This window comes from Vibrio sp. JCM 18905, from assembly GCF_055393305.1.
Window position 1 is genome coordinate 198,306 of record NZ_AP043879.1, and the last position, 26,397, is coordinate 224,702.

The 26,397-nt window shown below is 45.0% G+C and carries 25 protein-coding genes; 14 read left to right on the forward strand and 11 right to left on the reverse strand.

The genetic code is table 11. The features are described 5' to 3' along the window. Positions 1 to 24 precede the first annotated feature (24 nt). From ACZ5ZC_RS09120 to ACZ5ZC_RS09150, 7 genes are all read left to right on the forward strand, one after another. Complete coding sequence (locus ACZ5ZC_RS09120) at positions 25 to 1,215, forward strand: glycosyltransferase family 4 protein (protein ID WP_331905259.1); 1,191 nt, start codon at positions 25 to 27, stop codon at positions 1,213 to 1,215. Further along, positions 1,199 to 1,810: a sugar transferase gene (locus ACZ5ZC_RS09125; RefSeq protein ID WP_226421496.1), complete on the forward strand. Its 612-nt coding sequence runs from the start codon at positions 1,199 to 1,201 to the stop codon at positions 1,808 to 1,810. The genes ACZ5ZC_RS09120 and ACZ5ZC_RS09125 overlap by 17 nt, the downstream gene beginning before the upstream one ends. Beyond that, positions 1,803 to 2,435, forward strand: coding sequence for an acetyltransferase (locus ACZ5ZC_RS09130; RefSeq protein ID WP_226421497.1), 633 nt, complete (start codon positions 1,803 to 1,805; stop codon positions 2,433 to 2,435). Before ACZ5ZC_RS09125 ends, ACZ5ZC_RS09130 begins: the two co-directional genes overlap by 8 nt. A gap of 33 nt (positions 2,436 to 2,468) precedes the next feature. Then, positions 2,469 to 3,644, forward strand: a complete 1,176-nt coding sequence (locus tag ACZ5ZC_RS09135; protein ID WP_464931864.1) for a DegT/DnrJ/EryC1/StrS family aminotransferase — start codon at positions 2,469 to 2,471, stop codon at positions 3,642 to 3,644. A gap of 281 nt (positions 3,645 to 3,925) precedes the next feature. Beyond that, on the forward strand, positions 3,926 to 5,914 hold the full coding sequence (locus ACZ5ZC_RS09140) for a polysaccharide biosynthesis protein (protein ID WP_464931865.1): 1,989 nt from the start codon (positions 3,926 to 3,928) through the stop codon (positions 5,912 to 5,914). 168 nt (positions 5,915 to 6,082) lie between these two features. Then, positions 6,083 to 8,182, forward strand: coding sequence for a YjbH domain-containing protein (locus ACZ5ZC_RS09145; RefSeq protein ID WP_464931866.1), 2,100 nt, complete (start codon positions 6,083 to 6,085; stop codon positions 8,180 to 8,182). A gap of 152 nt (positions 8,183 to 8,334) precedes the next feature. Further along, complete coding sequence (locus tag ACZ5ZC_RS09150; protein WP_248381503.1) at positions 8,335 to 9,501, forward strand: nucleotide sugar dehydrogenase; 1,167 nt, start codon at positions 8,335 to 8,337, stop codon at positions 9,499 to 9,501. A 95-nt stretch (positions 9,502 to 9,596) separates the two neighbouring features. On the opposite strand, the gene tpiA is transcribed toward ACZ5ZC_RS09150, so the two are convergent. Next, positions 9,597 to 10,367 carry a triose-phosphate isomerase gene (gene tpiA, locus ACZ5ZC_RS09155; RefSeq protein WP_005384863.1) on the reverse strand — a complete coding sequence of 257 codons (771 nt, stop codon included), beginning with the start codon at positions 10,365 to 10,367 and terminating at the stop codon, positions 9,597 to 9,599. Between the two features lie 269 nt (positions 10,368 to 10,636). Between tpiA and ACZ5ZC_RS09160 the strand changes: the two genes are divergently transcribed. The 3 genes from ACZ5ZC_RS09160 to ACZ5ZC_RS09170 all read left to right on the forward strand — a co-directional run bounded on the left by ACZ5ZC_RS09160 (position 10,637) and on the right by ACZ5ZC_RS09170 (position 12,623). Continuing rightward, a complete protein-coding gene (locus tag ACZ5ZC_RS09160; protein WP_134647683.1) occupies positions 10,637 to 10,984 on the forward strand; it encodes a 5-carboxymethyl-2-hydroxymuconate Delta-isomerase in 348 nt (115 codons plus the stop codon). A gap of 217 nt (positions 10,985 to 11,201) precedes the next feature. Then, on the forward strand, positions 11,202 to 11,624 hold the full coding sequence (locus tag ACZ5ZC_RS09165) for a DUF805 domain-containing protein (protein WP_012841178.1): 423 nt from the start codon (positions 11,202 to 11,204) through the stop codon (positions 11,622 to 11,624). A gap of 732 nt (positions 11,625 to 12,356) precedes the next feature. Then, entirely contained in the window at positions 12,357 to 12,623 is a 267-nt protein-coding gene (locus ACZ5ZC_RS09170; RefSeq protein WP_372051706.1) for a GIY-YIG nuclease family protein, read from the forward strand. On the opposite strand, the gene ACZ5ZC_RS09175 is transcribed toward ACZ5ZC_RS09170, so the two are convergent. The 3 genes from ACZ5ZC_RS09175 to glpX all read right to left on the reverse strand — a co-directional run bounded on the left by ACZ5ZC_RS09175 (position 12,617) and on the right by glpX (position 15,115). Further along, positions 12,617 to 12,967: a DUF3135 domain-containing protein gene (locus tag ACZ5ZC_RS09175; protein WP_085342723.1), complete on the reverse strand. Its 351-nt coding sequence runs from the start codon at positions 12,965 to 12,967 to the stop codon at positions 12,617 to 12,619. The genes ACZ5ZC_RS09170 and ACZ5ZC_RS09175 overlap by 7 nt on opposite strands. A gap of 160 nt (positions 12,968 to 13,127) precedes the next feature. Further along, a complete protein-coding gene (locus tag ACZ5ZC_RS09180) occupies positions 13,128 to 13,748 on the reverse strand; it encodes a helix-turn-helix transcriptional regulator (protein WP_053809483.1) in 621 nt (206 codons plus the stop codon). 359 nt (positions 13,749 to 14,107) lie between these two features. Beyond that, positions 14,108 to 15,115: a class II fructose-bisphosphatase gene (gene glpX, locus ACZ5ZC_RS09185; protein WP_005383180.1), complete on the reverse strand. Its 1,008-nt coding sequence runs from the start codon at positions 15,113 to 15,115 to the stop codon at positions 14,108 to 14,110. A 348-nt stretch (positions 15,116 to 15,463) separates the two neighbouring features. On the opposite strand from glpX, the gene zapB reads away from it, so the two are divergent. After that, positions 15,464 to 15,706 carry a cell division protein ZapB gene (gene zapB / locus ACZ5ZC_RS09190; RefSeq protein ID WP_005379536.1) on the forward strand — a complete coding sequence of 81 codons (243 nt, stop codon included), beginning with the start codon at positions 15,464 to 15,466 and terminating at the stop codon, positions 15,704 to 15,706. A 135-nt stretch (positions 15,707 to 15,841) separates the two neighbouring features. Here the strand turns inward: zapB and rraA are convergent, their stop codons facing one another. From rraA to priA, 7 genes are all read right to left on the reverse strand, one after another. Then, positions 15,842 to 16,348, reverse strand: a complete 507-nt coding sequence (gene rraA, locus ACZ5ZC_RS09195) for a ribonuclease E activity regulator RraA (RefSeq protein ID WP_114323088.1) — start codon at positions 16,346 to 16,348, stop codon at positions 15,842 to 15,844. Between the two features lie 76 nt (positions 16,349 to 16,424). After that, a complete protein-coding gene (locus tag ACZ5ZC_RS09200; RefSeq protein ID WP_005383178.1) occupies positions 16,425 to 17,342 on the reverse strand; it encodes a 1,4-dihydroxy-2-naphthoate polyprenyltransferase in 918 nt (305 codons plus the stop codon). 795 nt (positions 17,343 to 18,137) lie between these two features. After that, positions 18,138 to 19,469: an HslU--HslV peptidase ATPase subunit gene (gene hslU / locus ACZ5ZC_RS09205; RefSeq protein ID WP_006742475.1), complete on the reverse strand. Its 1,332-nt coding sequence runs from the start codon at positions 19,467 to 19,469 to the stop codon at positions 18,138 to 18,140. A 23-nt stretch (positions 19,470 to 19,492) separates the two neighbouring features. Continuing rightward, entirely contained in the window at positions 19,493 to 20,044 is a 552-nt protein-coding gene (gene hslV / locus ACZ5ZC_RS09210; protein WP_005383176.1) for an ATP-dependent protease subunit HslV, read from the reverse strand. A gap of 115 nt (positions 20,045 to 20,159) precedes the next feature. Then, the gene (gene ftsN, locus ACZ5ZC_RS09215) at positions 20,160 to 20,708 is read right to left on the reverse strand and encodes a cell division protein FtsN (protein WP_017820300.1); all 549 of its coding nucleotides are present in this window, start codon (positions 20,706 to 20,708) and stop codon (positions 20,160 to 20,162) included. A gap of 224 nt (positions 20,709 to 20,932) precedes the next feature. Continuing rightward, positions 20,933 to 21,961: a DNA-binding transcriptional regulator CytR gene (gene cytR / locus ACZ5ZC_RS09220; RefSeq protein ID WP_254901949.1), complete on the reverse strand. Its 1,029-nt coding sequence runs from the start codon at positions 21,959 to 21,961 to the stop codon at positions 20,933 to 20,935. Positions 21,962 to 22,264: 303 nt separating this feature from the next. Continuing rightward, entirely contained in the window at positions 22,265 to 24,466 is a 2,202-nt protein-coding gene (gene priA / locus ACZ5ZC_RS09225; RefSeq protein WP_464931867.1) for a primosomal protein N', read from the reverse strand. Between the two features lie 295 nt (positions 24,467 to 24,761). Between priA and rpmE the strand changes: the two genes are divergently transcribed. The 3 genes from rpmE to rplC all read left to right on the forward strand — a co-directional run bounded on the left by rpmE (position 24,762) and on the right by rplC (position 26,394). Next, positions 24,762 to 24,983: a 50S ribosomal protein L31 gene (gene rpmE / locus ACZ5ZC_RS09230; protein WP_005379546.1), complete on the forward strand. Its 222-nt coding sequence runs from the start codon at positions 24,762 to 24,764 to the stop codon at positions 24,981 to 24,983. A 455-nt stretch (positions 24,984 to 25,438) separates the two neighbouring features. Beyond that, a complete protein-coding gene (gene rpsJ, locus ACZ5ZC_RS09235; RefSeq protein WP_004410492.1) occupies positions 25,439 to 25,750 on the forward strand; it encodes a 30S ribosomal protein S10 in 312 nt (103 codons plus the stop codon). A 14-nt stretch (positions 25,751 to 25,764) separates the two neighbouring features. Further along, entirely contained in the window at positions 25,765 to 26,394 is a 630-nt protein-coding gene (gene rplC, locus ACZ5ZC_RS09240; RefSeq protein WP_005379555.1) for a 50S ribosomal protein L3, read from the forward strand. Positions 26,395 to 26,397 lie beyond the last annotated feature (3 nt).

Here is a 26,397-nt window from a genome sequence, read left to right on the forward strand (position 1 = left end):
TCCACAGGAATACGTTCCTACGGGATGTCAAAGCGCCTCATTCACCATGGGCATAATGTCACTATGGTATGTGGCACATATGGTGGAGGAGAGACAGGGTTAGAGTCAGAGTTTATTGGTGGCAAACGTGAGGGCGTCGTCGATGGTATCCGCATTATTGAATTTGATTTGGCGTATTCCAACTCAGATGGCTTTCTTAAAAGAAGCATGACATTTGTTAAATTTGCCCTAAAAAGTATCGGCTTAGCTTTTACGGAAAAATACGATGTATTGTTTGCAACAACAACCCCATTAACAGCGGGTATTCCAGGTATCTTTGCACGTTGGTTACGTGGAAAGCCGTTTGTATTTGAAGTAAGGGATTTGTGGCCTGAATTACCAAAAGAAATGGGGGTAATCAAAAACCCTATCATTTTGGGTTTGATGTCTCTATTAGAATGGGCGTCTTATCGAAGTGCGAATCGCTGTATTGGCCTTTCTCCTGGCATTGTCGAGGGAATCAAGAAGCGTGGAGTGCCTACAGACAAAATAGCGATGGTACCCAATGGCTGTGATCTCTCCATCTTTACTCAACCAAGCGAACCATGGCGACCAGAGGGTGTCACGCAAGAAGATTTGATGGCGGTTTTCACTGGCACTCATGGTATGGCGAACGGCTTGGATGCTGTCTTAGATGCAGCGACAGAGTTACAAAGCCGTGGCCGAAATGATATTAAGTTAGTTTTGGTGGGGCAAGGTAAGCTAAAACCACAATTGGAGGCCAAAGCTCAAGAGATGCAGCTGAATAACGTTGTATTTCACCCTCCTGTAAATAAGCAGAAGTTGGCGGGGTTAATGGCAAGTGCTGATGTTGGAATGCAAGTGTTGGCAAATATCCCTGCTTTTTATTACGGAACATCTCCGAATAAATTTTTCGATTATATTTCTGCGGGTCTCCCGGTGATTAATAACTATCCAGGTTGGCTAGCAGGGATGATAGAAGATTCTCAGTGTGGCTTTACTGTGGCTCCGGAAAATCCGCAGGCATTTGCAAATGCCTTAGAGCAGGCGGCAGATAATCGAGAGGCGCTTGTTAACATGGGGGCATCCGCTCGACAGCTTGCCGAAAGTCAGTTTGACCGTCAGTTGTTAGCTGATAAATGGGTTCAGTGGGTAGTAGGAACGGCTCAATCAGATGTGAAATCTGCAGAGGTAAATAATGAAAAGGTTATTTGATTTCTGTGCCTCTTTATTTGGGCTTATTTTGCTTTCGCCAATTATCGCGCTCGTGGCTTGGAAAATACGTAAAAACTTAGGCTCGCCAGTGTTGTTTCGTCAAACTCGCCCTGGTTTGAATGGTAAACCATTTGAAATGGTTAAGTTCCGTACCATGAAAGATGCGGTCGATGCACAAGGAAATCCACTTCCTGATTCCGAGCGAATGACTCCGTTTGGAGACAAGTTGAGAAATTCAAGCCTTGATGAGCTTCCGGAGTTGTGGAACGTATTGAAAGGTGAGATGAGTTTAGTGGGGCCACGTCCTTTATTAATGCAGTACTTACCGCTTTATAGTCAAGAGCAAGCAAGACGTCACGAAGTAAGGCCAGGCGTAACGGGCTGGGCTCAAATTAATGGGCGTAATGCAATCAGCTGGGAAGATAAGTTTAAGCTCGATGTCTGGTATGTCGATAATCGTAACCTGTGGCTAGATATCAAAATTCTGTTCCTAACCGTTAAAAAAGTGTTTGTGAAGGAAGGAATATCGGCGGATGGCCATGTCACGATAGAACCTTTTACTGGTCAATCAAAGCAGAGCGAAATCAATGAATAGAACTTGCGCAATTTTAGGCGCTAGTGGTCACGGTAAAGTCGTTGCTGAAATTGCGGAGCTAAATGGTTATACAAACATTGAGTTTTTTGATGACCGCTGGCCAGAGTTGCAAAATGTTGAGCATTGGCCAGTCAAAGGGAATTCCGAAACCTTGTTAAAGGTAGCGGCGCAGTTTGATCTGACGGTCATAGCAGTCGGCAATAATAAAGTCAGGTTAGAAAAGCAGAAGCAACTGAGTATAGCTGGCGCTAAATTCTCTGTACTAGAGCACCCTAGGGCCACAATTAGTCGGCATAGTCAGCTTGATAAAGGTACGGTGGTCATGGCTGGTGCTGTCATCAACCCTTTTGTCAAAGTTGGTAAAGCATGCATTATTAACACGTCCTCAACGATAGATCATGACTGCCGTTTAGAGGATGGCGTACATGTTAGCCCTGGTTGTAATCTTGCTGGTGGGGTAACTGTCGGGGAGGGTACTTGGCTCGGTATCGGAAGCCAAGTTAAACAACTTATTTCCATTGGTACGGGGGTTATGGTAGGAGCGGGTGCGACTGTCGTGAACCATGTACCAGATTTGCAAACTGTTGTGGGTACGCCTGCACAGCTCGTAAACAAGTCAAAATAACATTCTTAGAATAATTTTTATTTAGGTGACATCGTGCTTAATACTCCATTTTCTCCATGGCCTTCTTTTACTCAAGAAGAAGCTGATGCAGTTAGTCGTGTACTACTGTCAAACAAAGTAAACTACTGGACGGGTAGTGAGTGCCGTGAGTTCGAAAAAGAATTCGCAGCTTGGGTTGGATGTGATCATGCTGTTGCACTAAGCAACGGTACCCTTGCACTCGATGTCGCGCTTAAAGCGTTAGCGATTGGTGAAGGGGACGAGGTCATTACGACGCCTAGAACGTTTCTTGCTTCTGCCTCTTCTATTGTTACGGCTGGCGCCAATCCTGTGTTCGCGGATGTGGAACTCAATAGCCAAGCCATCACGGCTGAGTCGATTGAAGCGGTGCTAACCCCTAAGACGAAAGCGGTCATTGTTGTTCATTTAGCTGGCATGCCTGCAGAAATGGATGCCATTATGGCACTTTCAGAAAAACATGGTTTTTCTGTTATTGAAGATTGTGCCCAAGCACATGGCGCAAAATACAAAGGGCGCAGTGTAGGCACAATTGGTCACATTGGTGCTTGGTCTTTCTGTCAAGATAAGATCATGACCACAGGCGGTGAAGGTGGCATGGTGACCACAAATGATAAAGATTTGTGGTCAAAAATGTGGTCTTACAAAGATCATGGTAAAAACTATGACGCGATTTATAACCGTCAACATCCACCGGGCTTTCGCTGGTTGCACGACAGCTTTGGAACCAACTGGCGTATGACTGAGCTACAAGCCGTGGTTGGTCGTATTCAATTGACTCGCATGTCAGAATGGACGGCAAAACGTCAAGCCAATGCGGCACAAATCGATGAGGCGGTTGCAGATCTCAATATCGTTCGCCGTGTTCACGTGCCTGAGCATTCGCAGCACGCAGAATACAAACACTACCTATTTGTTGAGCCTAAACATTTGGCAGAGGGCTGGACGAGAGATCGCATTGTGGAAACCATTGTAGAACGTGGCGTTCCGGCTTATCAGGGGAGCTGTTCTGAGGTGTATTTAGAAAAAGCATTTGATAATACGCCATGGCGACCAGAAAAACGCCTACCAAATGCGGTGCAGTTAGGTGAAACCAGTTTGATGTTTTTGGTCCATCCGACATTAACACCAGAAGAAGTTGCTAAAATCAGCTGCGTGATCCGTGAAGTGTTGTTAGAGGCGCAGAAGTAAACCTGTTCAGTCTGAGTGGGATGCATAAATAACAATGCCTTAACGCATCGTTATCTATAATTTTTTCCTACCAATGCGTCCCACTACTTGATGAAAAATGTAAAACGTCTGTTACGCATATTGCTTAAAAGATGCAATGCAGCGAGATAATATGCAAATAATGGTTCTATACATAATCATCAGGTTGTATAATCTTTGCTCAGGCTATCTCATAACATTAACTAGCATTACCACCAAACTCTTAAAAAATAAACTTGGGGTAATGAGGCTTACATACTGTCATGATTGAAAATAATTCCAAACTTAACGTCATTTGGTCTTTACCGAGATATCAAAAGCGCCTTATTAGTATCGGAGTGGATTTCTTTATTATCTCTGCAGCTTTTATGTTTGCTTATTGGTCTCGCATCGGTGAGTTCCGTCCACTTCCAGATACAAGCAGTCACTACGTATTGCTTGCCACCGTTGTTTGTACCCTTGCTGTCTTTGTCGCGTTTGGCCTCTACCGAGCGGTATTACGCTATTTAGGCTTTCATGTGCTGGCAGTCGTCGGGTTGGGTACTATTCTATCTGCGCTTTGTGTGGCCAGTTTTGCTTTCGCATTCGATGCCCAATTACCACGCTCGATTCCTTTTATTTATGCCGCTTTTCTAGCAATAGGAGTAGGGACTAGCCGTCTGTTAGTAAGAAGTTTGGTTGCTCAATCGGTACATAAGGCCGGAGATCCAGTCCTCATTTATGGTGCAGGTAGTGCTGGTCGTGAGCTTGCGTTTGCGCTGCGACAATCAGAAACCTACCGAGTTATCAGCTTTGTGGATGAAGATAAAACCCTGCAAAACACAATGTTAATGGGTTATCGAGTCTATACCGCAGATAATGCGATAAAGGCGATCAGAAAGCATGAAGTGAAAAAAATCTTACTGGCCATTCCTAGCGCTTCGAATAAACGTCGTAAGGAGGTTTTGGATCGAATCTCTAAACTTCCGGTTGAAATCCAAACCGTTCCAGATATGAAAGATATCCTTACGGGTAAGGCGAAAATTGATGAATTGAAAGAGGTTCCGATTGGTGATTTGTTAGGTCGTGATCCTGTTCAGCCGCAACAAGTTTTGATGGAAGCAAACATCAAGAACCAAGTGGTCATGGTGACGGGGGCTGGTGGCTCAATTGGTTCTGAGTTATGTCGTCAGATTTTGAACTACTCGCCAAAATCATTGATCTTATTTGAGCTGTCTGAGTTTGCCTTGTATCAGGTTCACAGTGAGCTAAGCCAAATCATCAAGGCTAAGAAGCTAAACATTGTGGTTGTGCCTCTAGTTGGCTCTGTACAGCGACAAAATCGCTTAGAAACAACCATGAAGGCGTTTGAAGTGGACACAGTTTACCATGCTGCAGCGTACAAACATGTTCCTCTGGTGGAGTATAACGTTGTTGAAGGTGTGCGAAACAACGTATTTGGCACTTACTACACAGCGCAAGCCGCGATTGATGCTGGTGTGAAGAATTTCGTTCTCATTTCTACCGATAAAGCCGTTAGACCAACGAACGTCATGGGTGCGACTAAACGCATGGCTGAGTTGGGGTTACAAGCGTTAGCGGAGCAACAAAATCGAATTCGTGAGAGCAACCCAAACCTTGGCACGCGCTTTTGTATGGTGCGCTTTGGTAATGTACTGGGTTCGTCAGGCTCGGTAATTCCTGTATTCAAAAGACAAATTGAAAAGCGAGAGCCTATTACGGTCACTCATAAAGACATTACTCGATACTTTATGACGATCCCGGAAGCCGCTCAGTTGGTCATTCAAGCAGGGGCAATGGGTAAAGGTGGCGATGTATTTGTTCTCGATATGGGGGAGCCAGTTAAGATTGTCGATCTAGCGAAGAATTTGGTTTATTTATCCGGCCTTGAAGTTAAAGATGAAAACAATCCTCATGGCGATATAGAAATTCTCTTCACTGGTTTGAGGCCTGGTGAGAAGTTATATGAAGAGCTGTTGATTGGGGATGATAATGTTTCCGAAACGGCACATGCTCGCATTATGACAGCCCAAGAAAGTTATTTGCCATTGAAAGAGTATGAGACCTTGATCGACAAGCTCGATGTTGCTTGCCACAACTTCCAACACGAAGTGATTCGTCGTTTACTGCTCGAGGCCCCTACAGATTTTAACCCAGTAGATGGCATTGAAGACCTTGTATGGAAGCAAAATACTCGCACTGCGGAGTTATATACTTTTGAACTAAAGCAAAGTAATGCAAGTGAAACTTGATGCTTTTGTTTGATTGGTAAATAATAGAAAAATTAATAAGATATGCTTTCGTGGTGCTCGCTGTGGAGATTTACCTATGACGAGCCCAGTATCGGCATATCACAATATCAAAAAGGCACTTCTGAGTGCCTTTTTCTGTATTCAATATATTAACAGTGGCTAAAACTGATGGCACAGAAAACGATTAAAACAGGGATAGCAGCTTTATCGCTGCCGCTACTGGTAAGTACCTCCCTTACCGCTCACGAGTTGGAAACGTTACCTTCCAACCAAAGCTTTACGGGTTTGACTTTTACCCCTAATGCGCAGTCGTTAAATTACGGAGACTTTTCTTTTACGTATGCTCAAGGCTTACCATGGAGAAAAGCCGTTCAGGATTTAGACTCTCTCAAGTTTTCGTTTGGTTTGCTGGAGGGTTTAGAGGCCCACGGAAGAATTGTCACTGACGATTATACCTCTAACTGTTTTTACGATTGTGGAGACATTCGTGATCTATCGATGTCTTTCAAATATCAGGTTCCTAACTTTTGGGGAACTGAGAATCTAGACTTTGCTTTAGGTATTCAAGATCTAGGTGGTTCTGCCAATCAGTTCAGCACTAAATATGCGGTTGCGGACTACTCTTTCGACTTTGCTCCAGTTCGAGTGTCGGCAGGTTACGGGTTCTCTGATATCGAATTGGGTGTGATGGATGGCCCATTCGGTGGTATTGAGTATCAACCATTGAGCTTTTTACAGGTTAGTGGGGAATACGATGCTGTGGAGTTCAACTCATCGGTAAAACTTTTTACTCCACAAGGTACACTGCCTTATGATGTGACAGCTTCACTCAGTTATCAGCTATATTCAGGCCACAATACAGATGAGCAAAATATCTGGAACGCGGCACTTTCAGTACCTCTAGTCACCGGGTACACGCGTTCTCGCGATTACTCTCGCAATAATGTCACGTTGATGGAAAGGCTGTCTTTGGAGCAGAAGAAAGCCAAAGAGGTTTCTATCTCTACTTTGGTGAGCACGCTTCGTAATGAAGGCTTCGTGAATATTCAAATTGGTCTGTTGAACCAAACGACGGTAGTTGCACTAGAAAACCGTCGTTATAACCATAACCAAGTCGACGGTTTAGGTGTTGCTATGGGGATCATTTCTAGTCACCTAGGTCAAAATGCCGTATCAGAAGTGGGCGGTGAGTCGGATCGCATTGAGCTAATTATGCTCGCAAACCAAAAGCCTGTTGTTAGTGTGCAAGCGAATTCGTCTTGTTATCAAAGTTTTATCAATGGTTCTGCTGCGTGCGAGGATATTAAGTTCACGACACGAGATTTAGCCGAGAAACTTGAGCTGGTTAATTGGAAAACAGAGCGCGTAAATAGCGGTGTACTAGACTCTCAACTTGTTTTTTCTCCTATGGTTCGCCATGCCGTTGCGACAGAGTTTGGGGTCTATGACTACTCCTTTGCCATGTCGAGCAACTTATATACCTATCTTTGGTCTGGTGCCGCTGTCGATGTTCGCCATATTCTGCCGTTAGCAGAAAGTGACGATTATGAAAAATGGGGATACTTTGAAGATAGCGCGTACGAGAATGATATCGAGCGTGCAATGTTGCATCAATTCTTCCGTTTGCCTTATGTTGATATCGCGAACCAAGTATCCGTCGGTTTGGCGAAAACAGATTATATTGGCGCGAGAAGTGAATCAACATGGTTTTCTCAGTCCGGTGCGCATGCCTTTAGCTTAGAAATGAGTTATTTCCAGCACGTTGATGAGAAAGATGAAAATGGATACGAGACTCTCGATCGTCAAACTTCGCTAGCTCGCTATACTTTCTCAATGCCTGAATGGGATTGGCAGTTTAACGCGACAGCGGGTGAGTTTTGGCGAGGTGATGTCGGTGCCAAGCTAACAACCTCTCATTGGTTTGAGGATATTGAGGTTTCCGCTACTTATCAGGTTACTAAGTACAAAGATACTGATGAAGAGCAGTTTGTGGCTGTTTCAGTCAAGTTACCACTAACACCTTGGCGCGATATGTCTCCTGGTTTGTTGCAGGTTCGAGGCAACGAGGCCTATGACTTTAATGTGATGACACGAGTAGGCAATGACGTGAATTACTTAAGTGATGGGCAAGGTGATGAGCTTATCATGGACAACAGCATGCTACGTCGTTACTTCAACCGTGGTCGCTATGGTAGTGATTACTTTGAAGAGAATAAGATTCGCTTACGTAATGCCTACCTGCGTTACCTATCAACTCAGTTAGACTAAACTCATAGAGTAATACGATGTGCAAAAAGCGGCCAATGAGCCGCTTTTTTATTTTCTAATGTATGAAGCTTAGGTTGCACAATATTGTTTCACTATCCAAAAATTAAAACTATTGATATTCTGATATAAGAACTAAAGATTAGGGTATTGGAATGAAAATAGCAGTTGCCGGTACGGGATATGTCGGGCTCTCTAATGCGATGTTGTTAGCCCAAAACCACCAAGTTGTTGCACTTGATATTATAGAAAAAAAAGTTGAGCAGCTTAACAACAAATGCTCACCTATTGTAGATAAAGAAATTGAAGATTTTCTTTCTAATAGAAAACTAGACTTTACTGCTACCACGGATAAAGCGTTTGCCTACAAAGGGGCCGATTTTGTTGTTATAGCTACGCCAACGGATTATGACCCACAAACCAACTACTTTAATACTGCTTCCGTCGAAGCGGTGATAAAGGATGTAATGGCGATTAACCCAAGTGCTGTAATGGTGATTAAATCTACAGTACCAGTGGGTTACACTGCGCGTATTAAGCAAGAGCTAGGTTGTGAAAACATTATTTTCTCACCAGAATTCCTGCGTGAAGGAAAGGCACTTTTCGATAACTTGCATCCTTCTCGTATAATTGTCGGGGAGCGTAGTGCGCGTGCTGAGACATTCGCCAACCTTCTCGTTGAAGGAGCGATAAAAGAAGATATCCCAGTCCTGTTTACTGACTCTACAGAAGCAGAAGCGGTTAAGTTATTCTCAAATACTTACCTTGCGATGCGCGTAGCTTATTTCAATGAACTAGACTCTTACGCTGAGGCACATAATCTTGATTCTCGCCAAATTATAGAAGGTGTTGGCTTGGACCCGCGTATTGGTAACCACTACAACAACCCTTCGTTTGGATATGGCGGTTATTGTCTGCCAAAAGATACCAAGCAACTTCGTGCAAACTATCAAGATGTCCCAAACAGTATTATTGGGGCCATAGTGGAAGCCAATCGAACTCGTAAAGACTTTATTGCTGAGTCTATTCTCAAACGAGAACCTAAAGTGGTTGGGATATACCGTTTGATAATGAAAGCTGGCTCAGATAATTTCCGCGCTTCGTCTATTCAAGGTATTATGAAGCGTATCAAGGCAAAGGGCGTTGAAGTGGTGGTGTATGAACCAGTACTTCAGGAAGACGAGTTCTTTAACTCACGTGTAATCAACGATCTGAATGAGTTTAAACAAAGCGCCGATGTGATTGTCTCTAACCGTATGGTTGAAGAACTTACTGATGTGGCTGATAAGGTGTACACGCGAGACCTATTTGGTAGTGATTAGACTTTAGTTACGATGATCGTGTGTAATCTAATACACAAACAAAAAGGGATGCATGATGCATCCCTTTGTTATTTCTACTCTCAGTAAAAACGAGATTAAGCTTTTGCTTTAGCCGCTGCTTTTGCGATTGCTGCGAAGCTTTTCGCGTCTAGTGAAGCACCGCCAACTAGAGCGCCGTCGATGTCTGGTTGCGAGAAGTAAGCTTCAGCGTTTTCTGGCTTAACAGAGCCGCCGTATTGGATGATTACTTGTGCTGCAACTGCTTCGTCTTTCGCAGCGATAAGTGCGCGGATAGAAGCGTGGATGCGCTGTGCATCTTCAGCGGTTGCTGCTTTACCAGTACCGATAGCCCAGATTGGTTCGTAAGCGATGATTGCGCCGTTTAGAGCTTCAACACCGTAAGTGTCGATAACTGCGTTGATTTGACGTGCACATACAGCTTCAGTTTCGCCAGCTTCGTTTTGCGCTTCAGATTCACCGATACAGAAAACAGGAGTTAGGCCGTTTTCTTTTAGGAAGTTGAATTTCTTCGCGATGAACTCGTCAGATTCGTTGTGGTATTCACGACGCTCTGAGTGACCGATGATGATGTGAGTAGCACCGAAATCTTTCAGCATTTCTGGAGACATATCGCCAGTGAACGCACCGCTGTTGTTTAGGTCAGTGTTTTGAGCACCTAGGATGATCTTGTTACCGCCTTCAGCGATTACTCGCTCTGCTAGGTCGATGTAAAGTGCTGGTGGAGCGACTGCTACGTCAACACCTTCAACGCCTTCAAGTTCTGCGTTAAGACCAGTTAGCAGCTCAGTTACCATTGCTTTGCTGCCGTTTAGTTTCCAGTTACCCATCACTACAGGACGACGCATAGGAATATCTCCCTTATCTTTAATGTAAATAGTCAATTAATGTAAAAAATCTACGTAGGAATATAACAGAATAATGTGAACAGATCATGATTGGCGTCATGTCTTGTCCGGCTTTCTTTACTGATTCGACCAAGCATCGATCCTGTTATTTTTGTCAAAAGCAATCGATTGGTGATCACGTAGACAGAATGATAGTTCATTCCTCGGAAATTGCTGCTGAGATTGGTATTACTACGCGCTGGAATTAATTGTTGTAGAAAGGAATCAAAATGCCAAATCTCGTTTTAGAGTATTCAAACTCGGTTGAAGAACGTGTCAATGTTCAGGGGTTGCTGGAGGACTTACATAAAACGGCGTTAGAGAGTGGCCTTTTTGAACTCGCGTCAGTGAAATCTAGAACGCTCAGGTGCCACAATTGGTTAATTGGGGAAGAGGGCGATAGCCTCGACTTTATCCATATCAACTTTGATTTGCTATCTGGCCGTTCCCAAGAGCAGAAGCGAGAACTGTCACGAGCCTTGATGGCGACACTTCAAACGCAAGCCAGTCACGTGCACAGCTTAACGGTCAATATCCGAGACATGGACGTAGAAAGCTTCCAGAAGGTAGTGAATTAGGTTGAACCGAGTTTCTTGAGAATAGCGAGCAGGGTTAAGCATCGCGAGATGCAAGGGAGCTGAAGGCTAATAGGCCTTATCGAGTGTTTATCGTTGCTTGAGCTTAGTCTCGCTCTGCTTGTTGTAACGGCGCTGTTGGCGCTTACACTGCAGGTGTACTTTCCAAATTATATCGACTCGGCTAATCTATAACCTTTCTATTTTGGGGTAAAATTTGATGTCGACTAAAGAGTTACTGTTTTCTTTTCAAGGGCGTATAAACCGTAAAACCTACTGGATTTGGAACGTCATTTACTATGTCTCTATTCTAGGTTTTGGTGCTGGAATCAGTAAGCTATTTCCTACTTTCTCCTATTTACTTCTCCCTATTTTCTTGGTGATTTTGTTAATCCCTGATTTGGCGATCACCACCAAGCGTTGGCATGACCGCAACAAATCAATCTATTGGCTAGCACTGAATATTCCGCTGATTATCGGACGAATCGCCACGCCAATGACCAGCCCTGTCGCACAAGAGCCGTCGACACCGCAAATGTTCGTTGCATCCATTTCTCTGATTTGTGGTTTATGGATTCTAATTGAATGTGGCTTCTTAAAGGGGACATCAGGACCAAACCAATATGGCCCTGAGCCGGAGTAATCGCTTTAAGTAACGTGCTCGCTGAAAGTAGATTCTTAGTCTCGCTAAGACTCGCTAGAATGACGATCCCCTTTGGTTTAGAGGCTGTTAAAGCCACCGTCATTCTGAACAGCGAGGAACGAGGTGATTCAGAATCTATCATCCGGTTGAGCCGTGGCTGAGGTGAGTGCGAAAGAATAGGAGCTTGCTGTTACCAGATTTTTAGTCTCGTTTGAGCTCGCTAGAATGACGAACTCTTTTGATTTAGAGACTGTTAAAGCCACTGTCATTCTGAACAACGAGGAACGAGGTGATTCAGAATCTATCGTCTGCTTGAGCAGTGGCTAAGGTGAGCGGGAGAGAATAGGAGCTTGCTGTTACCAGATTCTTAGTCTCGCTAAGGCTCGATAGAGTGACGAGCTCTTTTGATTTAGAGGCTGTTAAACTCACCGTCATTCTGAACAGCGAGGGACGAGTGTGATTCAGAATCTATCGTCCGCTTGAGCTGTGGCTAAGGTGAGTGGGAAAGAATAGGAGTTTGCTGTTACTTGATTCTTAGTCTCGCTTGAGCTCGCTAGAATGACGACTTTCTCTTATTAAATAGAACCGTCATTCTAAACAGCGAGGGACGAGCGTGATTCAGAATCTACGCACAGAGCGCTCCGAGTTTGAACTGAGCGAGTGAATTACAATGGAAAAGTAACAGCGAATCATGAAGGAGAATGAATCATCGATAGGACACCTTGCGTTTATATCCTAACGTCAAACAACAACGCCGTTCTTTACATTGGTGTTACCAGTCAGTTGCCTCAAAGAATATGGCAGCATAAAAACGGAGTAGTTGAGGGATTTACCAAGAAATACAACGTTCATAAGCTCGTTTACTTTGAGTTATTCGACGATATGGCTACTGCCATAAACCGAGAAAAGCAGCTCAAGCAGTGGAAGCGTGAGTGGAAGTTAGCCTTGGTAAGAGAAACGAACCCTAACTTTCTCGATCTATCTACTGAGTATCAGTAAAAATCATCCCTACCTTTAAATGCCTCTAAACTAACCACATCCGCTTTTTGAGTCGGTGCCGTTTCCCCTTGTAGCGCCGCTCTGAACTTCACGACCTGTTTTTGTAATTCGTTCATCAATACCACATTGGTGTGGTGAGGGTTTTTACACGTGCTGATGACCCTATCGATGTGGCTTTGCTGAGCCCACAGTCTTTCTTGCATGTTTTCTGATGCACTTTCGATCATCTCTTTTGCCATTTCATGACGAAATTGCTCAAAAGCTTCTGGATCTCGCTCTGCCATTCGAACCATTTCATCGAATGGCGGAAGCGTTTGAGAAGAGTAGTGACGTAGAGTAGACATTGATGCTCTCCAAATCCTTATGGAAATTGCCTTTAGTTACTAAAAGCCTATACCACTAGAAAGAGGAGAGAGGATGAATTCTTCAGCCGTCTCACTTATAAGAGAAGCTTTTAAGCTTGAGATTGAATAAGTGCGGCATGTCGATGTTTGGTTGTGGTGGTTACTGCAGTTGTTGGATGCGGTACACGCAGCGTCTTTGACCGCTGATGATATGCTCGGTGCGCTCTACTTTGGTGTCACGTCCAAGTAAAGACTGAAAGACACTTAATTCTGATTGGCACAAGCTTGGGCAGCGAGTTGCGGCTTTACAAATCGGGCAGTGATTTTCGATCAAGATAAATCCGTTCTCATCTTGCTCAAGCTCGGCCATATAGCCTTCTTGCTCTCTTAGTGTCACAAGAGTTTCTAGTTTGCTTTGCAGAGAGTTGCATTGCTCAAGGTGCTGACGATAACTTTGTAACGTGAGTTTTTCTCTTTCCGATGTGACTTTGTCCAGTCCATCTTTGCCAAAAATGTGTTCGACAGCCTCTATAAACTGAATGGTCAACTCACCGTGACGGTCAGCAAATTGCTCATGACCTTTTTGAGTGAGAGACCAATGGCGAGCGGGGCGACCCACTTTGACTTTGACGTCATGAATAGACAGGATGCCATCATCTTCTAAACTCTGAAGGTGCTGACGTGCCCCCATAGTTGTCATACCCAGCTCAGAAGAGAGTTGTTTTGCAGTGACGGAACCATCACGCTTAACGATTTGCAATATCCTATCTACAGTCTTCATATACCCACCATTTATACGTCAGTACATATTATGCGCGATAGGGTTAGTAAAGAAAAGTGTTGACTTAGTTTGAGTGGGGAGCTGTTGGGTCTATGTTCATGCGAACCAATATATATCGCCACTCTGAACAGCGAGAAACGAGTGTGCTTCAGAATCTATCGTTCGGTTGTGCAATGGTTGTGGTGAGAGGGAGAGAATAGGAGTTTGCTGTTATTAGATTCTTAGTCTCGCTGGAGCTCGCTAGAATGACGAGTTCTTTTGATTTAGAGCTTATTAAAGTCACCGTCATTCTGAACAGCGAGGAACGAGTGTGAGAAAGAAAGGCTCCAACTCAGATTGGCTAGAGCCTCGAGAAATGCTTAAAGAATAATATCACGCACTTCTGGATCTTTACGATCTAGGTAGTGAGTCGACTTAATACGACGAATAGTACGGCATCGACCACGCACGAGCAGCGTTTCTGTGGTTGCGATATTGCCTTGGCGAGAGATGCCTTCTAGCAAGTCACCTTTAGTGATGCCTGTAGCTGAAAATACCACATTGTCGCTACGGGCCATGTCTTCCATTTTGAGGACAACATTCGCTTTTACGCCCATTTCATCACAGCGTTTTAGTTCGTCTGCGCCGTAAATGCGGTTTTCTTCAGTATCGCCTTTTACTTCGTGACGCGGAAGTAGACGACCGTGCATGTCACCGTCTAGCGCTCGAATCACCGCGGCTGATACGACCCCTTCTGGCGCGCCGCCAATACAGTACATCATGTCCACTTCACTGTCTGGCATACAAGTCAGAATAGAGGCAGCCACGTCACCATCAGGCACCGCAAAGACACGTACGCCCATTGCTTGCATTTCTGCAATAACGTCATCGTGGCGAGGTTTCGCAAGGGTAATAACGACGAGGGTATCAAGTGGTTTGTTCAGGGCTTTTGCTACGTTCTCTAGGTTCTCTTTTAACGGCTTTTCTAAGTCAATCACGCCTTTTGCACCAGGGCCAACAACCAGTTTTTCCATGTACATATCTGGCGCTTTAAGAAAGCTGCCTTTCTCACCTGCGGCAAGTACGGCTAGTGCGTTAGATTGCCCCATTGCCGTCATACGCGTCCCTTCAATCGGGTCGACTGCAATATCTACTTCATCACCACCAATACCCACTTGCTCACCAATGTATAGCATTGGCGCATCATCGATTTCACCCTCACCAATGACAATTTCACCACTGATATCTGTTTTGTTCAGTAGGGTGCGCATAACTTCAACAGCTGCGCCATCGGCTGCATTTTTATCGCCACGGCCAAGCCATTTGTAACCAGCCAAAGCTGCACCTTCAGTCACACGGGAAAATGCCATTGCTAAATCGCGTTTCATGATGTCTCCAAGTAAGCAAGAGGGAAGAAGAATTTGCGCGGCGATTCTATCACAACGTAGGGTAAACGTTTGCCTTTTTGCGGAGCTTTTACTTTATCTAACTTGAATTTGATCAATACTTAGGGCGATTTTTAGCGTGGCGGGAGGCAAAATCCTTGCTCAAAAATGCTTCGGCGATAAGAAAAGTCAGCGTTTAGTGAGATTGCGCCGATTTTTTGACCGAATGATGCGAAATATCGAATATAGTGAGTGTTTCTCATCGCGACGCTGAGTAGAATGAACCTTATATAGGTTAGGTGTGCATCAATCTCGCACATCGTCCCAACGGAATAACATAGGTAGGCCAAGATGTCTTTTGAAGTACTAGAACAACTAGAATCTAAAATTCAAACTGCAGTTGACACAATCACTCTTCTTCAGATGGAAGTCGAAGAGCTGAAAGAAGATAAAGCAAAACTTGCGGAAGAAGCGAACGAGCTTCGCTCTCAACGAGAAGAGCTAGAGCAAAAAGCACAACAAGCACAGCAAGAGCATGCGCAATGGCAAGAGCGCATTCGTGCACTACTTGGCAAAATGGACGAAGTGGAATAATCCGGCTTCTTCATTCCAAATTAAAAACACCCGCGTTAAGCGGGTGTTTGTGTTTTGGGCAAGTTGAAAATCGTTGGGACAAGCTCGATTCTGATAGCCAAGAGAAGGTCCTATAACTTAGGTACCTAAGACTCGTTATTCTTCTTCATCCAACTCTAAATCAATATTCAATGGTTCAGGCGACAGGATAATTCCGGTGCTATCGGCATAAATATAATCTTCAGGTAAGAAGCTGACGCCGCCAAAATTGACTGGTACATCTAATTCGCCAATACCCTGGTTGGTCGCACCAACAGGAATCGAAGCGAGGGCTTGAATACCTAAGTTCATATCTTCGAGCTCATCAACTTCACGAACACAGCCGTAAACGACAATGCCTTCCCACTCATTTTCTTCCGCAATAGTTGCAATTTCTGCATCGATAAGGGCTTTACGTAGGGAACCGCCACCGTCAATTAACAAAACGCGACCAAGTCCGTCTTGCTCTAATGTCTCGCGGATCAACGAATTATCTTCAAAACACTTGATGGTGGTGATTTGCCCGGCAAATGAAGCGCGACCGCCAAAATTACTGAACATTGGTTCAACCACATCTACCTGATCGAGGTAGATATCACAGAGTGCTGAGGTATTGTATTCCATAGCGTACCTTTCTAAACAGAAATTGGTTGTCTTTGAGTATATCTAGGCATTAAGTCAATGCAATGACAATCCTTTTTTAACTTACTAGAGTTTGAGCTACCACAATTGTTGCAAACAAAACGTTGGTGACTAAAGAGCATTTCACGATGACTGGCATCATTGGTGCTATCTGAGCGGGCTTTTGTGTATGCCAAACCGCTTTACCATGATCGGCCACGAAATAAATACTAAGTAAAAATGGCAAGCTAATCCAAACGGGTTTGTCTTGAATTAACAAGTAAGCCGCAAAGGCAAGGATAGCTCCGCCAAGTAAGATAAAGTGGTACTGCTTGGCTTTACGTTGACCCAAGCGTACTGCGACCGTGCGTTTACCACACTCTCGGTCGTTCTCGATATCACGCATATTGTTGATGTTGAGTACTGCAACAGCGAGTAAACCGCAGCCTAAAGCAGGTAAGAATAGAGTGGTGTCTACGTGACCGGTATGCAAGAAGTAGGTACCGGATACGCCGAGTAAACCAAAAAACAAGAAAACTGAAATATCGCCAAGCCCCACGTAACCGTATGGCTTGCTACCCATGGTGTAAGCAATCGCCGCGAGGATGGCTAAAATTCCCAGTCCGATAAACGTCACAATGCTTTCCAGTGAGCTTAGTGAATAGAAAACTAACACTAAGCCAGAAATAGCGGTCAGAACGATGTTAAAGATAATCGCCTGTTTCATCTGTTTCGCACTTACCGCGCCAGACTGCATCGCTCGTAATGGGCCAAGGCGTTTGTCGTTATCTGTACCTTGAACAGCATCGCCATAGTCGTTTGCCAGGTTGGACAGAATTTGCAGCAACGTCGCGGTTACGAAAGCCATGATGGCAATTGTCAGTGAAAAATGACCCGCCGAGTAGGCGAGTACGCTACCCGTTAAGATAGAGACTAATGCCAGAGGTAGTGTTTTTGGGCGAGCGGCTTCAAGCCAGATCTGTAAAGATTGTTTCATGGAAATTTCGTGCTAGTAACCAATGTGCCCAGTATAAGCACAAAGAGGCAGATACGCTATTGACCTAAAACAACTCAACTAGAAGTCAAAGGGCGATTCAGAATCTATCGTCCGGTTGTGCAGTGGTGAAGGTGAGTGGGAAAGAATAGGCGTCTGCTGTTACCTGATTCTTAGTCTCGCTTGAGCTCGCTAGAATGACGAGATCTTTTTGATTTAGGTGTTGTCAAAGTCACCGTCATTCTGAACAGCGAGGAACGAGTGTGATTCAGAATCTATCGTCCGGTCGTGCAGTGGTGAAGGTGAGTGGGAAAGAATAGGCGTCTGCTGTTAGCAGATTCTTAGTCTCGCTTGAGCTCGCTAGAATGACGAGATCTTTTTGATTTAGGTGTTGTCAAAGTCACCGTCATTCTGAACAGCGAGGAACGAGTGTGATTCAGAATCTATCGTTCGGCTGTGCGGTGGTGAAGGTGAGAGCGGAAGAGTAGGCGCCTGCTGTTAGCAGATTCTTAGTCTCGCTTGAGCCGGCTAGAATGACGAGACCTTTTGATTTAGGTGTTGTCACAATGACCGTCATTCTGAACAACGAGGAACGAGCGTGATTCAGAATCTATCATCCGATTGTGCGGTGGTTAAGGTGGGTGGGAAAGAATAGGGTGTGCTGTTACTAGATTCTTAGTCTCGCTTGAGCTCGCTAGAATGACCAGATCTTTTGATTTAGATGTTGTTTAAGTGACCGTCATTCTAAACAAAAAAGCCCAGAAACAAGGTTCTGGGCTTTGGTGGGATAGATTGCGATTAAAGAATAAAGCGGCTTAGATCTTCATCTTCAATCGTGTCACCTAGGCGCTCTTTCACATAAGCGGCATCGATAACAAACTTCGCGCCAGATTGCTCCGCCGCATCGTAAGAGATTTCATCCATTAAGCGTTCCATAACGGTGTGTAAGCGACGAGCACCGATGTTTTCTGTGCTTTCGTTGACCGTCCATGCCGCTTCCGCGATTTGCGTGATGCCATCTTCTGTGAACTCGATGTCCACATCTTCCGTTTTCATCAACGCCACGTACTGCTCTGTTAGAGAGGCTTTTGGCTCTGTCAGAATGCGTTTGAAGTCGTTGCTGCTTAGTGCTTCTAGCTCAACACGAATTGGTAGACGACCTTGCAATTCTGGGATCAAGTCAGATGGTTTTGCCACTTGGAATGCACCAGATGCAACAAACAGAATGTGGTCTGTTTTTACCATGCCGTGCTTGGTTGATACCGTGCTGCCTTCAATCAATGGAAGTAGGTCGCGCTGAACACCTTCGCGTGAAACGTCTGGCCCTGAGCTCTCACCGCGTTTACAGATCTTGTCGATCTCATCGATAAATACGATGCCGTTGTTTTCAACGTTGAAAATCGCAGCTTCTTTTAGCTCTTCTTGGTTTACCAGTTTCGCCGCTTCTTCTTCCGCTAACGCTTTCATTGCGTCTTTGATTTTCAGCTTACGCTTTTTCTTAGTGTCGCCTGCCAGGTTTTGGAACATGCCTTGCAGCTGGTTAGTCATCTCTTCCATACCTGGGGGCGCCATGATCTCTACGCCCATTTGTGGTGCGGCTACGTCGATTTCAATTTCTTTATCGTCTAGTTGGCCTTCACGCAGTTTCTTACGGAAGATCTGGCGAGTGTGAGAAGACTCTTCCGTTTGCTCTGCTTGACCCCAGCTATCACGTGCTGGTGGCAGTAGCGCATCAAGAATGCGTTCTTCCGCTTGCTCTTCAGCGCGGAATTTTACTTTTTCCATCGCTTGTTGATGCGTCATTTTTACCGCGACATCAGTCAGGTCACGGATGATGGTTTCAACTTCTTTACCAACGTAACCCACTTCTGTGAATTTTGTCGCTTCAACTTTGATGAATGGTGCATTTGCCAGTTTTGCTAGGCGGCGTGCTATTTCAGTCTTACCAACACCAGTAGGACCAATCATCAAAATGTTTTTTGGCGTCACTTCGGCACGCAAACTTTCTTCAAGCTGCATACGGCGCCAGCGGTTACGAAGTGCAATCGCAACCGAACGCTTGGCTTTTTCTTGACCGATAATGTGGCGGTTCAATTCATGAACGATTTCGCGAGGCGTCATTTCAGACATATTCTTTCCTTACTTCGTTACGATTACGCGGTTGGTTTTTCAGGCTCTACCGTTGAGTCTAGCTCTTCTACTGTGTGGTGGTGGTTGGTGAAGACACAAATATCACCCGCGATGTTGAGGGCTTTTTCCGCGATCTCACGAGCATCTAGATCTGTGTTTTCTAGTAGGGCGGTTGCTGCAGCTTGTGCGTAAGCACCACCAGAGCCAATCGCAATCAGGTCGTGTTCTGGCTGTACGACATCACCATTACCGGTAATGATTAACGATGCGGTTTCGTCGGCAACGGCAAGCAAGGCTTCGAGCTTGCGCAGAGCACGATCGCTACGCCAGTCTTTGGCTAGCTCAACCGCAGCCTTAGTTAGGTGGCCTTGGTGCATTTGTAGCTTGCTTTCGAAGCGCTCGAAAAGGGTGAAGGCATCTGCAGTGCCGCCAGCAAAGCCCGCTAGTACTTGGTTGTTGTATAGGCGGCGAACTTTGCGCGCATTACCTTTCATTACGGTATTGCCTAGAGATACTTGGCCATCACCCGCGATGACGACTTTATTATTTCGACGTACAGATACAATGGTAGTCACAGTCGACCTCTTGATTATTTCTCTTTGGATTTAATTCAGTATATGGGGGAGGAGAAATGGGGATTCAAGGGGGCAAAAAGAAAGGCCCTAGGATCTTAGCTCCTAGGGCCTGAGTTTAAAGATTTTCTTTCCAAATCGCACATGGCTCGATTTTCGCGCGTTGCAGTTTATGACGGTCACGTTCTGCATCACGTTTGAACTTATACGGACCTAGCACCACGCGATACCATGAACTGCCTTCTTTCTTACGAATCTTGCTCGACATCCCTTGGAACGCGATTGCAAGCTTGCGCTCTTCCGCTTGTGCCTGGGTTTTGTACGCGCCACACTGCATGATGTAAGGAATTTTAGAAACTTCAATTTCTTTGGCCACAACTTCAACTTCACGTTTCGGTAGTGACTCAACATATTCCCACTTTTCTTCTGGTGGTGGCGGCAAGTCTTTTTTCGGCTTTGGTTTGCTTACAGTGGTTGTTGGCTGCTTCACGACAGGTTGTTTGGGTTCTGGGTCGCTACTCAAAAGGTAAAGACCATAGCCAAAACCACCCACGAGCAAGATAGCGAGCAGGCCACTACGCCAAGGTTTTTTTCTTCTCGGCGGCTGTTTTTTTGTCGACTTTTTTGGGGCGCCTCGCCCCCGTCTTACATAATCTCTATTTGCCACGGTTATTTCTGGTCATCAAGGATTCTTGCAAATATGTTAATCCAGAACGAGTTGAGAAAACACCCTATTGATAGAATCTTGATAGCTAAAGCGCGACAACGCCCGAGTGTAGGAGTGTGTTTCCGTTCTTGCTTATATTTATTCGGGGATACACAAAAAGCAGGAGGGGCAAATAAAAAGCGGCGCCTTAGCACCGCTTTGGGTATGAATACCTAATTTTTAGGTTAAGGGCGCTGTGGTGGCGCTGCACTTCCGCGAATGACGAGGTTAGTTTCAAGTAGGCGCGAGCCTGAATGCACGTCGTGTCCTTTTAACATCTCAAGCATCATTAGCATCGCTTGTCGACCAATCTCATAGCGAGGCTGAGAGATAGTGGTCAACGGTGGATCGCAGTACTGAGCGAAGTTAATGTCATCAAAGCCCACAACAGAGAGATCTTGCGGTACTCGTAAGCCAAGCTTTTTCGCTTCTTGAATTGCGCCGATGGCCATTGTGTCACAGTGGCAGAAAATAGCCGTTGGTGGCTCTGGCAATTCGAGCAGTTTACGAACGGCTTTTGCTCCGCCATCAAAAGAGAACTCAGTAATGACACTATATTGTGGATCTTTATTGATGCCGGCACGGCGCAGAGCTTGTTGGTAGCCTTGCTGGCGGAACTGACACAATATTGCTGTATCTGGTCCAGAGATTTGAGCAATGCGTTTATGACCTAATTGGGTTAGGTAATTCACCGCTTCAAATGCTGAGGTCAGGTTATCAATATGTACTGTCGGAAGCTCGAGTTCAGGCGCAAATTCACACGCCATTACCATCGGAGGTAAGTTCTTTTGCTCTGGCTTACTGACATCGAACGGTAGATCTGTGCCAAGCAGTAGCATTCCATCTGCCTGCTTAGTAAATACGAGGTTAACGAAAGAACTTTCACGTTTCTTCTGTTGTCCGCTATCGCCCAGCAGGACTAGATAGCCATGTTCCATGGCAGCATCTTCAATACCGCGAATAATTTCAGAAAAATAAGGATCACAGATGTCGGGAACGATAGTGACAATGGTTTTTGATTCGTTTCTACGTAAGTTACGCGCTAATGAGTTTGGAGAATAACCCGCTTCAAGTACGGCATCTTCTACTCTTTTTCTCGTTGAAGAAGAGACCTTCTCTGGGTTCATTAATGCTCGAGATACCGTAGCCGTAGACACTCCCGCAAGCTGGGCAACATCCTTCATTGTCGCCATAGTTTTTAACCTCTCGTTTATTTTTTGCCAAGATGACGTTATTCCTGTTTGAAATCATAATAATCACGCTGAGTTAGAGCATCGTTTGCTCTTCGCTCAGTTCGTGTTAACAAGTGGAAAAATGGATTCTTCACTGCGACATCAATTTGTGGGAATAGTCATTGTTTTAATCTAAGCCTGTGCGAACAAGTCACTTTAGACTTTTCTAATTTGGATAGTCTATTCATTTCTAAAGTGAAAGTTACGGTCTGTTTAACAAAAATTGCAATCCCGTTGTGATGTTTATCACATTAAATGGTAATTCATTACATAGTTAAACGTTTGCTAGCTGAGATCTTGTGGCTCTATGTCTAAATTCCAGCGAACTTTCTTGGCATTTGGCAACAACTCAATAGCAGGTTTGGCACTGGTTAATAACTTTTGCATCAATGAACGATGCTGGGTTTGAAGTAACAGCTGCCAGCGGTATTTGCCTGCACGTTTGGCGAGAGGTGATGGTGTTGGACCCAGCACCATGCAAGTGTTGTCAAATAAAGGATGCGATTCTAAGGTAAAGCGAACCTGACGTAAGAAGTCTTCAACCACTTCACTTTGGTTTGCTTCTGCTTTAAACAGAGTCAAGAAACTATAAGGCGGAAGCTGGGCGAGCTTACGTTCTTCCAGAGCTGTCATAGCAAAGTGACGATAGTCTTTTTGAAGTAGGGCTTGCAGCAAGCTGTGCTCAGGATGGTGAGTTTGTAGGATCACTTCGCCAGGTTTACTTGCTCGGCCAGCACGACCTGCGACCTGAATAAACAGCTGAGCTAATCGCTCCGAAGCGCGGAAGTCACTACTATATAGAGAGCCATCAACATCCAAAAGAGCAACGAGCGTTACATTTGGAAAGTGGTGCCCCTTAGCCAGCATTTGAGTGCCTATCAGTATTTGGTATTCACCTTTACGAATCGACTCAAGGGCATCTTCCAAGCTACCTTTGCGACGTGTGCTGTCTCTGTCGATGCGAATGGCTTTGTATTCTGGAAACAACTGAGCCAATTGTTGTTCGAGCTGTTCCGTTCCTACGCCGACGGTAACCAGTTGAGTTGAACCACATCCCTGACACTGATGAATGACAGGTTGTTGTGAGCCGCAGTGATGGCAGCGTATTTCGTTGCTGTAATGGTGGAACGTATAGTACGCATCACAGCGTTTACATTCTGCAATCCAACCACATTCATGGCACATCAAAGCGGGCGAGAAACCTCGGCGGTTAAGAAACAACATAACCTGATTGCCCACTTTTAAGTGTTTGCGCATTTCTGCAATCAGTTGGGCGGATAAGCCACTTTCTAAATACTGACCTTTTACATCTAACACTTTATTGGTGGTTGGCACGGCAGAGCCAGCTCGTTGGGTTAGTGTTAAATGGTGATATTTACCAGACAGTGCATTATGTAGGGTTTCTAACGCTGGCGTCGCTGAGCCAAGGACAATCGGTACTTGCTCTTTATGGGCACGCATGACGGCAACATCACGGGCATGGTAACGCAAGCTGTCTTGTTGCTTATACGAGGCGTCATGCTCTTCATCAACGATAATAATCCCCAAGTCAGCAAAAGGTGTCAGTAGGGCTGAGCGCGTACCAATGATGATCCCCGCGGCTTTATCGCGAGCCGATAACCAGGCGTTCAAACGCTCTGTTTCATTCAAACCGGAATGAATCACATCTACCGGGACATTAAATCGATGTTTAAAGCGGTTGATGGTTTGGGGCGTTAGACCGATCTCAGGTACTAAAACTAATGCTTGTTTCCCTTGCTCTAGAACGGGCTTGATAAGGTTTAAGTAAACTTCGGTTTTACCAGAGCCAGTTACCCCTTCTAATAAATAGCAAGCAAAGCCCGTTTGGCTATTTACGCTGGCAATCGCGAGTGCTTGTTCATGGTTAAGCTTTGGTTTCTCTACCGCACACTCTACATTTTGACTCCATTTCGTAATGGTCGGCTTTTTCTCGATGCGCTCGACCCAACCTTTTTCTTCGAGATTTTTTAAGATGGTCGAGTTTACTTCTTGATCCAAGAGCTCTTGATGCGAGATTGGGCCGTTGATCATCATTTGGAGTGCACGCTGTTGTTTTATCGCACGTCCAAGCCCTTGCATGAGCTTATTTCTTCCTGCTTCTGTCAGTTGCCATTCTTGTAGCGTTGCAAAGTCGGCCGGTTTGCCTTTCCTCAGCGCGGCAGGCATTGCATTGTGTAGAGTGTCACCTAGAGGGTACTGATAGAACTGGCTGCACCAATTTAGCAGTGAATAAAGCGTCTCTGGCCATATCGGTTGGGAGTCTAATACCGCTTTGATTGGCTTAAGTTGATCTTTAGGAAAGTCGGAGTCGTTCACCATTGCGGTGACGATGCCGACTAAGGTTTGGCGTCCAAAAGGTACGGAAACGCGTCCACCAATGATCGGAAACAGGTGCCCCGGAATGGCGTAATCAAATTGTTTGTCGAGCGGAACGGGTAATGCCACTCTAGCAATGGTTGGACGCATAAATTCTTAGCTATTAAAAAGAGGGAAAGGAAATGAGAGTCTATTAAAATCGGTATGGAAATTCGAGTAAAGCTATGTGATTCAGCGTGAATCGTGCCTCTATGATTAGTCTGGCTAAAAAAGTGGCGAAAAAGTTGCCAAATGTGTTGATCCGAGCAATGTGATTCTTTACTATATCGCGCCTTGAGATATGGCTTCGGCAATTAGTTGATGCGGTATCCCATTTTATTATTAATTGCGTGTGGTGTGCGGCTTAGATTCGTATAGCGACACGGCCTACTATTGAGGTTATCCCATGAAAGCTGGTATCCACCCAGAATACAAAGCAGTAAAAGCGACTTGTTCTTGCGGCAACTCTTTTGAGTTCAACTCTACTCTAGGTAAAGAGTCTATCCACCTAGACGTATGTGACAAGTGTCACCCATTCTACACTGGTAAGCAACGTATCGTTGATACAGGCGGCCGTGTTGATCGCTTCAACAAGCGTTTCGGTGCACTATCAAGCGGTAAGAAATAATAGCAGCCGCTATTACGATTACAGTTTAGAAAAGGACGCTTCGGCGTCCTTTTTGTTTAATGGCTACCAAGCGAAGAGGGATGTATAGGGTTTGGAATATTCCCGATTATTTTTCACTCAGCGCTTGCAACCTAAAGTGTGATCTGTATAATGCAACGCACTGGTTAAGCCAGTTGTGAACCAATGAGCAGTGAGGAGCGAGCAAATCTAAGGATTTGCGAGGTAATGTATACTCAGCTTATGTTCGCGGTTAATACAATTAGCTATCTTTTCTTCGGAAAAACTATCCCCAAAGGTGACTTTGGCATATAGGGATAGTTAATCGAAAATTAACTGACAATGCGTCCTAATCTTGGATGCTACGGTTTCACATAAATCAATCGGCATTCTCTCGTCTTGACGAGTTTGAGTGGCGATATTGTTTGTGTAATTTATTAAATTTGGAGCTCTGTCTCATGCAGAACCAACGTATCCGTATCCGCCTAAAAGCTTTCGATTACAAACTAATCGATGCTTCTACAGCGGAAATCGTTGAAACAGCTAAGCGCACTGGCGCACAGGTTCGTGGTCCAATCCCACTGCCAACTCGTAAAGAGCGTTTCACAGTTCTTATCTCTCCACACGTTAACAAGAAAGCACGTGACCAGTACGAAATCCGTACTCACAAGCGTCTAATCGACATCGTTGAGCCAACAGACAAGACTGTTGATGCTCTAATGCGTCTAGACCTTGCTGCGGGCGTTGACGTTCAAATTAGCCTAGGTTAAGGGAGATTAGAAGTATGATTGGTCTAATCGGTCGTAAAGTGGGCATGACCCGCGTATTTACTGAAGAAGGCGTTTCTATCCCAGTAACTGTTGTTGAGGTTGAAGCTAACCGTGTTTCTCAAGTGAAAACTCTTGAAACTGACGGCTACGCAGCAATCCAGGTTACAGCTGGTTCTAAGAAAGCTAACCGCGTAAACAAAGCTGAAGCAGGTCACTTTGCTAAAGCTGGCGTTGAAGCTGGTCGCGGTCTTTGGGAATTCCGTTTAGAAAACGGCGAAGAGTTCGAAGTTGGTTCAGAACTAACTGTTGAACTATTCAACGAAACTAAGAAAGTAGACGTTACTGGTACATCTAAGGGTAAAGGTTTCCAAGGCGCTGTTAAGCGTTGGAACTTCCGTACTCAAGATATGACTCACGGTAACTCATTGTCTCACCGTGCTCCTGGTTCTATCGGTCAATGTCAGACTCCAGGTCGCGTATTTAAAGGCAAGAAAATGGCAGGTCACATGGGTGCTGAGCGTGTAACGACTCAAAACCTAGAGATCGTACGTGTTGACGCTGAGCGCAACCTGCTTCTTATTAAAGGTGCAGTCCCAGGCGCAACTGGCGGCAACGTGATCGTTAAACCAGCTGTTAAAGCATAACGT

Coding starts and splice junctions, on each gene's coding strand:
- rpsJ (WP_004410492.1), top strand. CDS start 25,439: ATGCAGAACCAACGTATCCGTATCCGCCTAAAAGCTTTCGATTACAAA.
- priA (WP_464931867.1), bottom strand. CDS start 24,466: ATGCGTCCAACCATTGCTAGAGTGGCATTACCCGTTCCGCTCGACAAA.
- ACZ5ZC_RS09130 (WP_226421497.1), top strand. CDS start 1,803: ATGAATAGAACTTGCGCAATTTTAGGCGCTAGTGGTCACGGTAAAGTC.
- ACZ5ZC_RS09175 (WP_085342723.1), bottom strand. CDS start 12,967: ATGTCTACTCTACGTCACTACTCTTCTCAAACGCTTCCGCCATTCGAT.
- ACZ5ZC_RS09200 (WP_005383178.1), bottom strand. CDS start 17,342: ATGAAACAATCTTTACAGATCTGGCTTGAAGCCGCTCGCCCAAAAACA.
- hslU (WP_006742475.1), bottom strand. CDS start 19,469: ATGTCTGAAATGACGCCTCGCGAAATCGTTCATGAATTGAACCGCCAC.
- rpmE (WP_005379546.1), top strand. CDS start 24,762: ATGAAAGCTGGTATCCACCCAGAATACAAAGCAGTAAAAGCGACTTGT.
- zapB (WP_005379536.1), top strand. CDS start 15,464: ATGTCTTTTGAAGTACTAGAACAACTAGAATCTAAAATTCAAACTGCA.
- rplC (WP_005379555.1), top strand. CDS start 25,765: ATGATTGGTCTAATCGGTCGTAAAGTGGGCATGACCCGCGTATTTACT.
- ACZ5ZC_RS09150 (WP_248381503.1), top strand. CDS start 8,335: ATGAAAATAGCAGTTGCCGGTACGGGATATGTCGGGCTCTCTAATGCG.
- ACZ5ZC_RS09160 (WP_134647683.1), top strand. CDS start 10,637: ATGCCAAATCTCGTTTTAGAGTATTCAAACTCGGTTGAAGAACGTGTC.
- glpX (WP_005383180.1), bottom strand. CDS start 15,115: ATGAAACGCGATTTAGCAATGGCATTTTCCCGTGTGACTGAAGGTGCA.
- tpiA (WP_005384863.1), bottom strand. CDS start 10,367: ATGCGTCGTCCTGTAGTGATGGGTAACTGGAAACTAAACGGCAGCAAA.
- ACZ5ZC_RS09165 (WP_012841178.1), top strand. CDS start 11,202: ATGTCGACTAAAGAGTTACTGTTTTCTTTTCAAGGGCGTATAAACCGT.
- ACZ5ZC_RS09125 (WP_226421496.1), top strand. CDS start 1,199: ATGAAAAGGTTATTTGATTTCTGTGCCTCTTTATTTGGGCTTATTTTG.
- ACZ5ZC_RS09140 (WP_464931865.1), top strand. CDS start 3,926: ATGATTGAAAATAATTCCAAACTTAACGTCATTTGGTCTTTACCGAGA.
- ACZ5ZC_RS09145 (WP_464931866.1), top strand. CDS start 6,083: ATGGCACAGAAAACGATTAAAACAGGGATAGCAGCTTTATCGCTGCCG.
- rraA (WP_114323088.1), bottom strand. CDS start 16,348: ATGGAATACAATACCTCAGCACTCTGTGATATCTACCTCGATCAGGTA.
- ACZ5ZC_RS09120 (WP_331905259.1), top strand. CDS start 25: ATGTCAAAGCGCCTCATTCACCATGGGCATAATGTCACTATGGTATGT.
- ACZ5ZC_RS09180 (WP_053809483.1), bottom strand. CDS start 13,748: ATGAAGACTGTAGATAGGATATTGCAAATCGTTAAGCGTGATGGTTCC.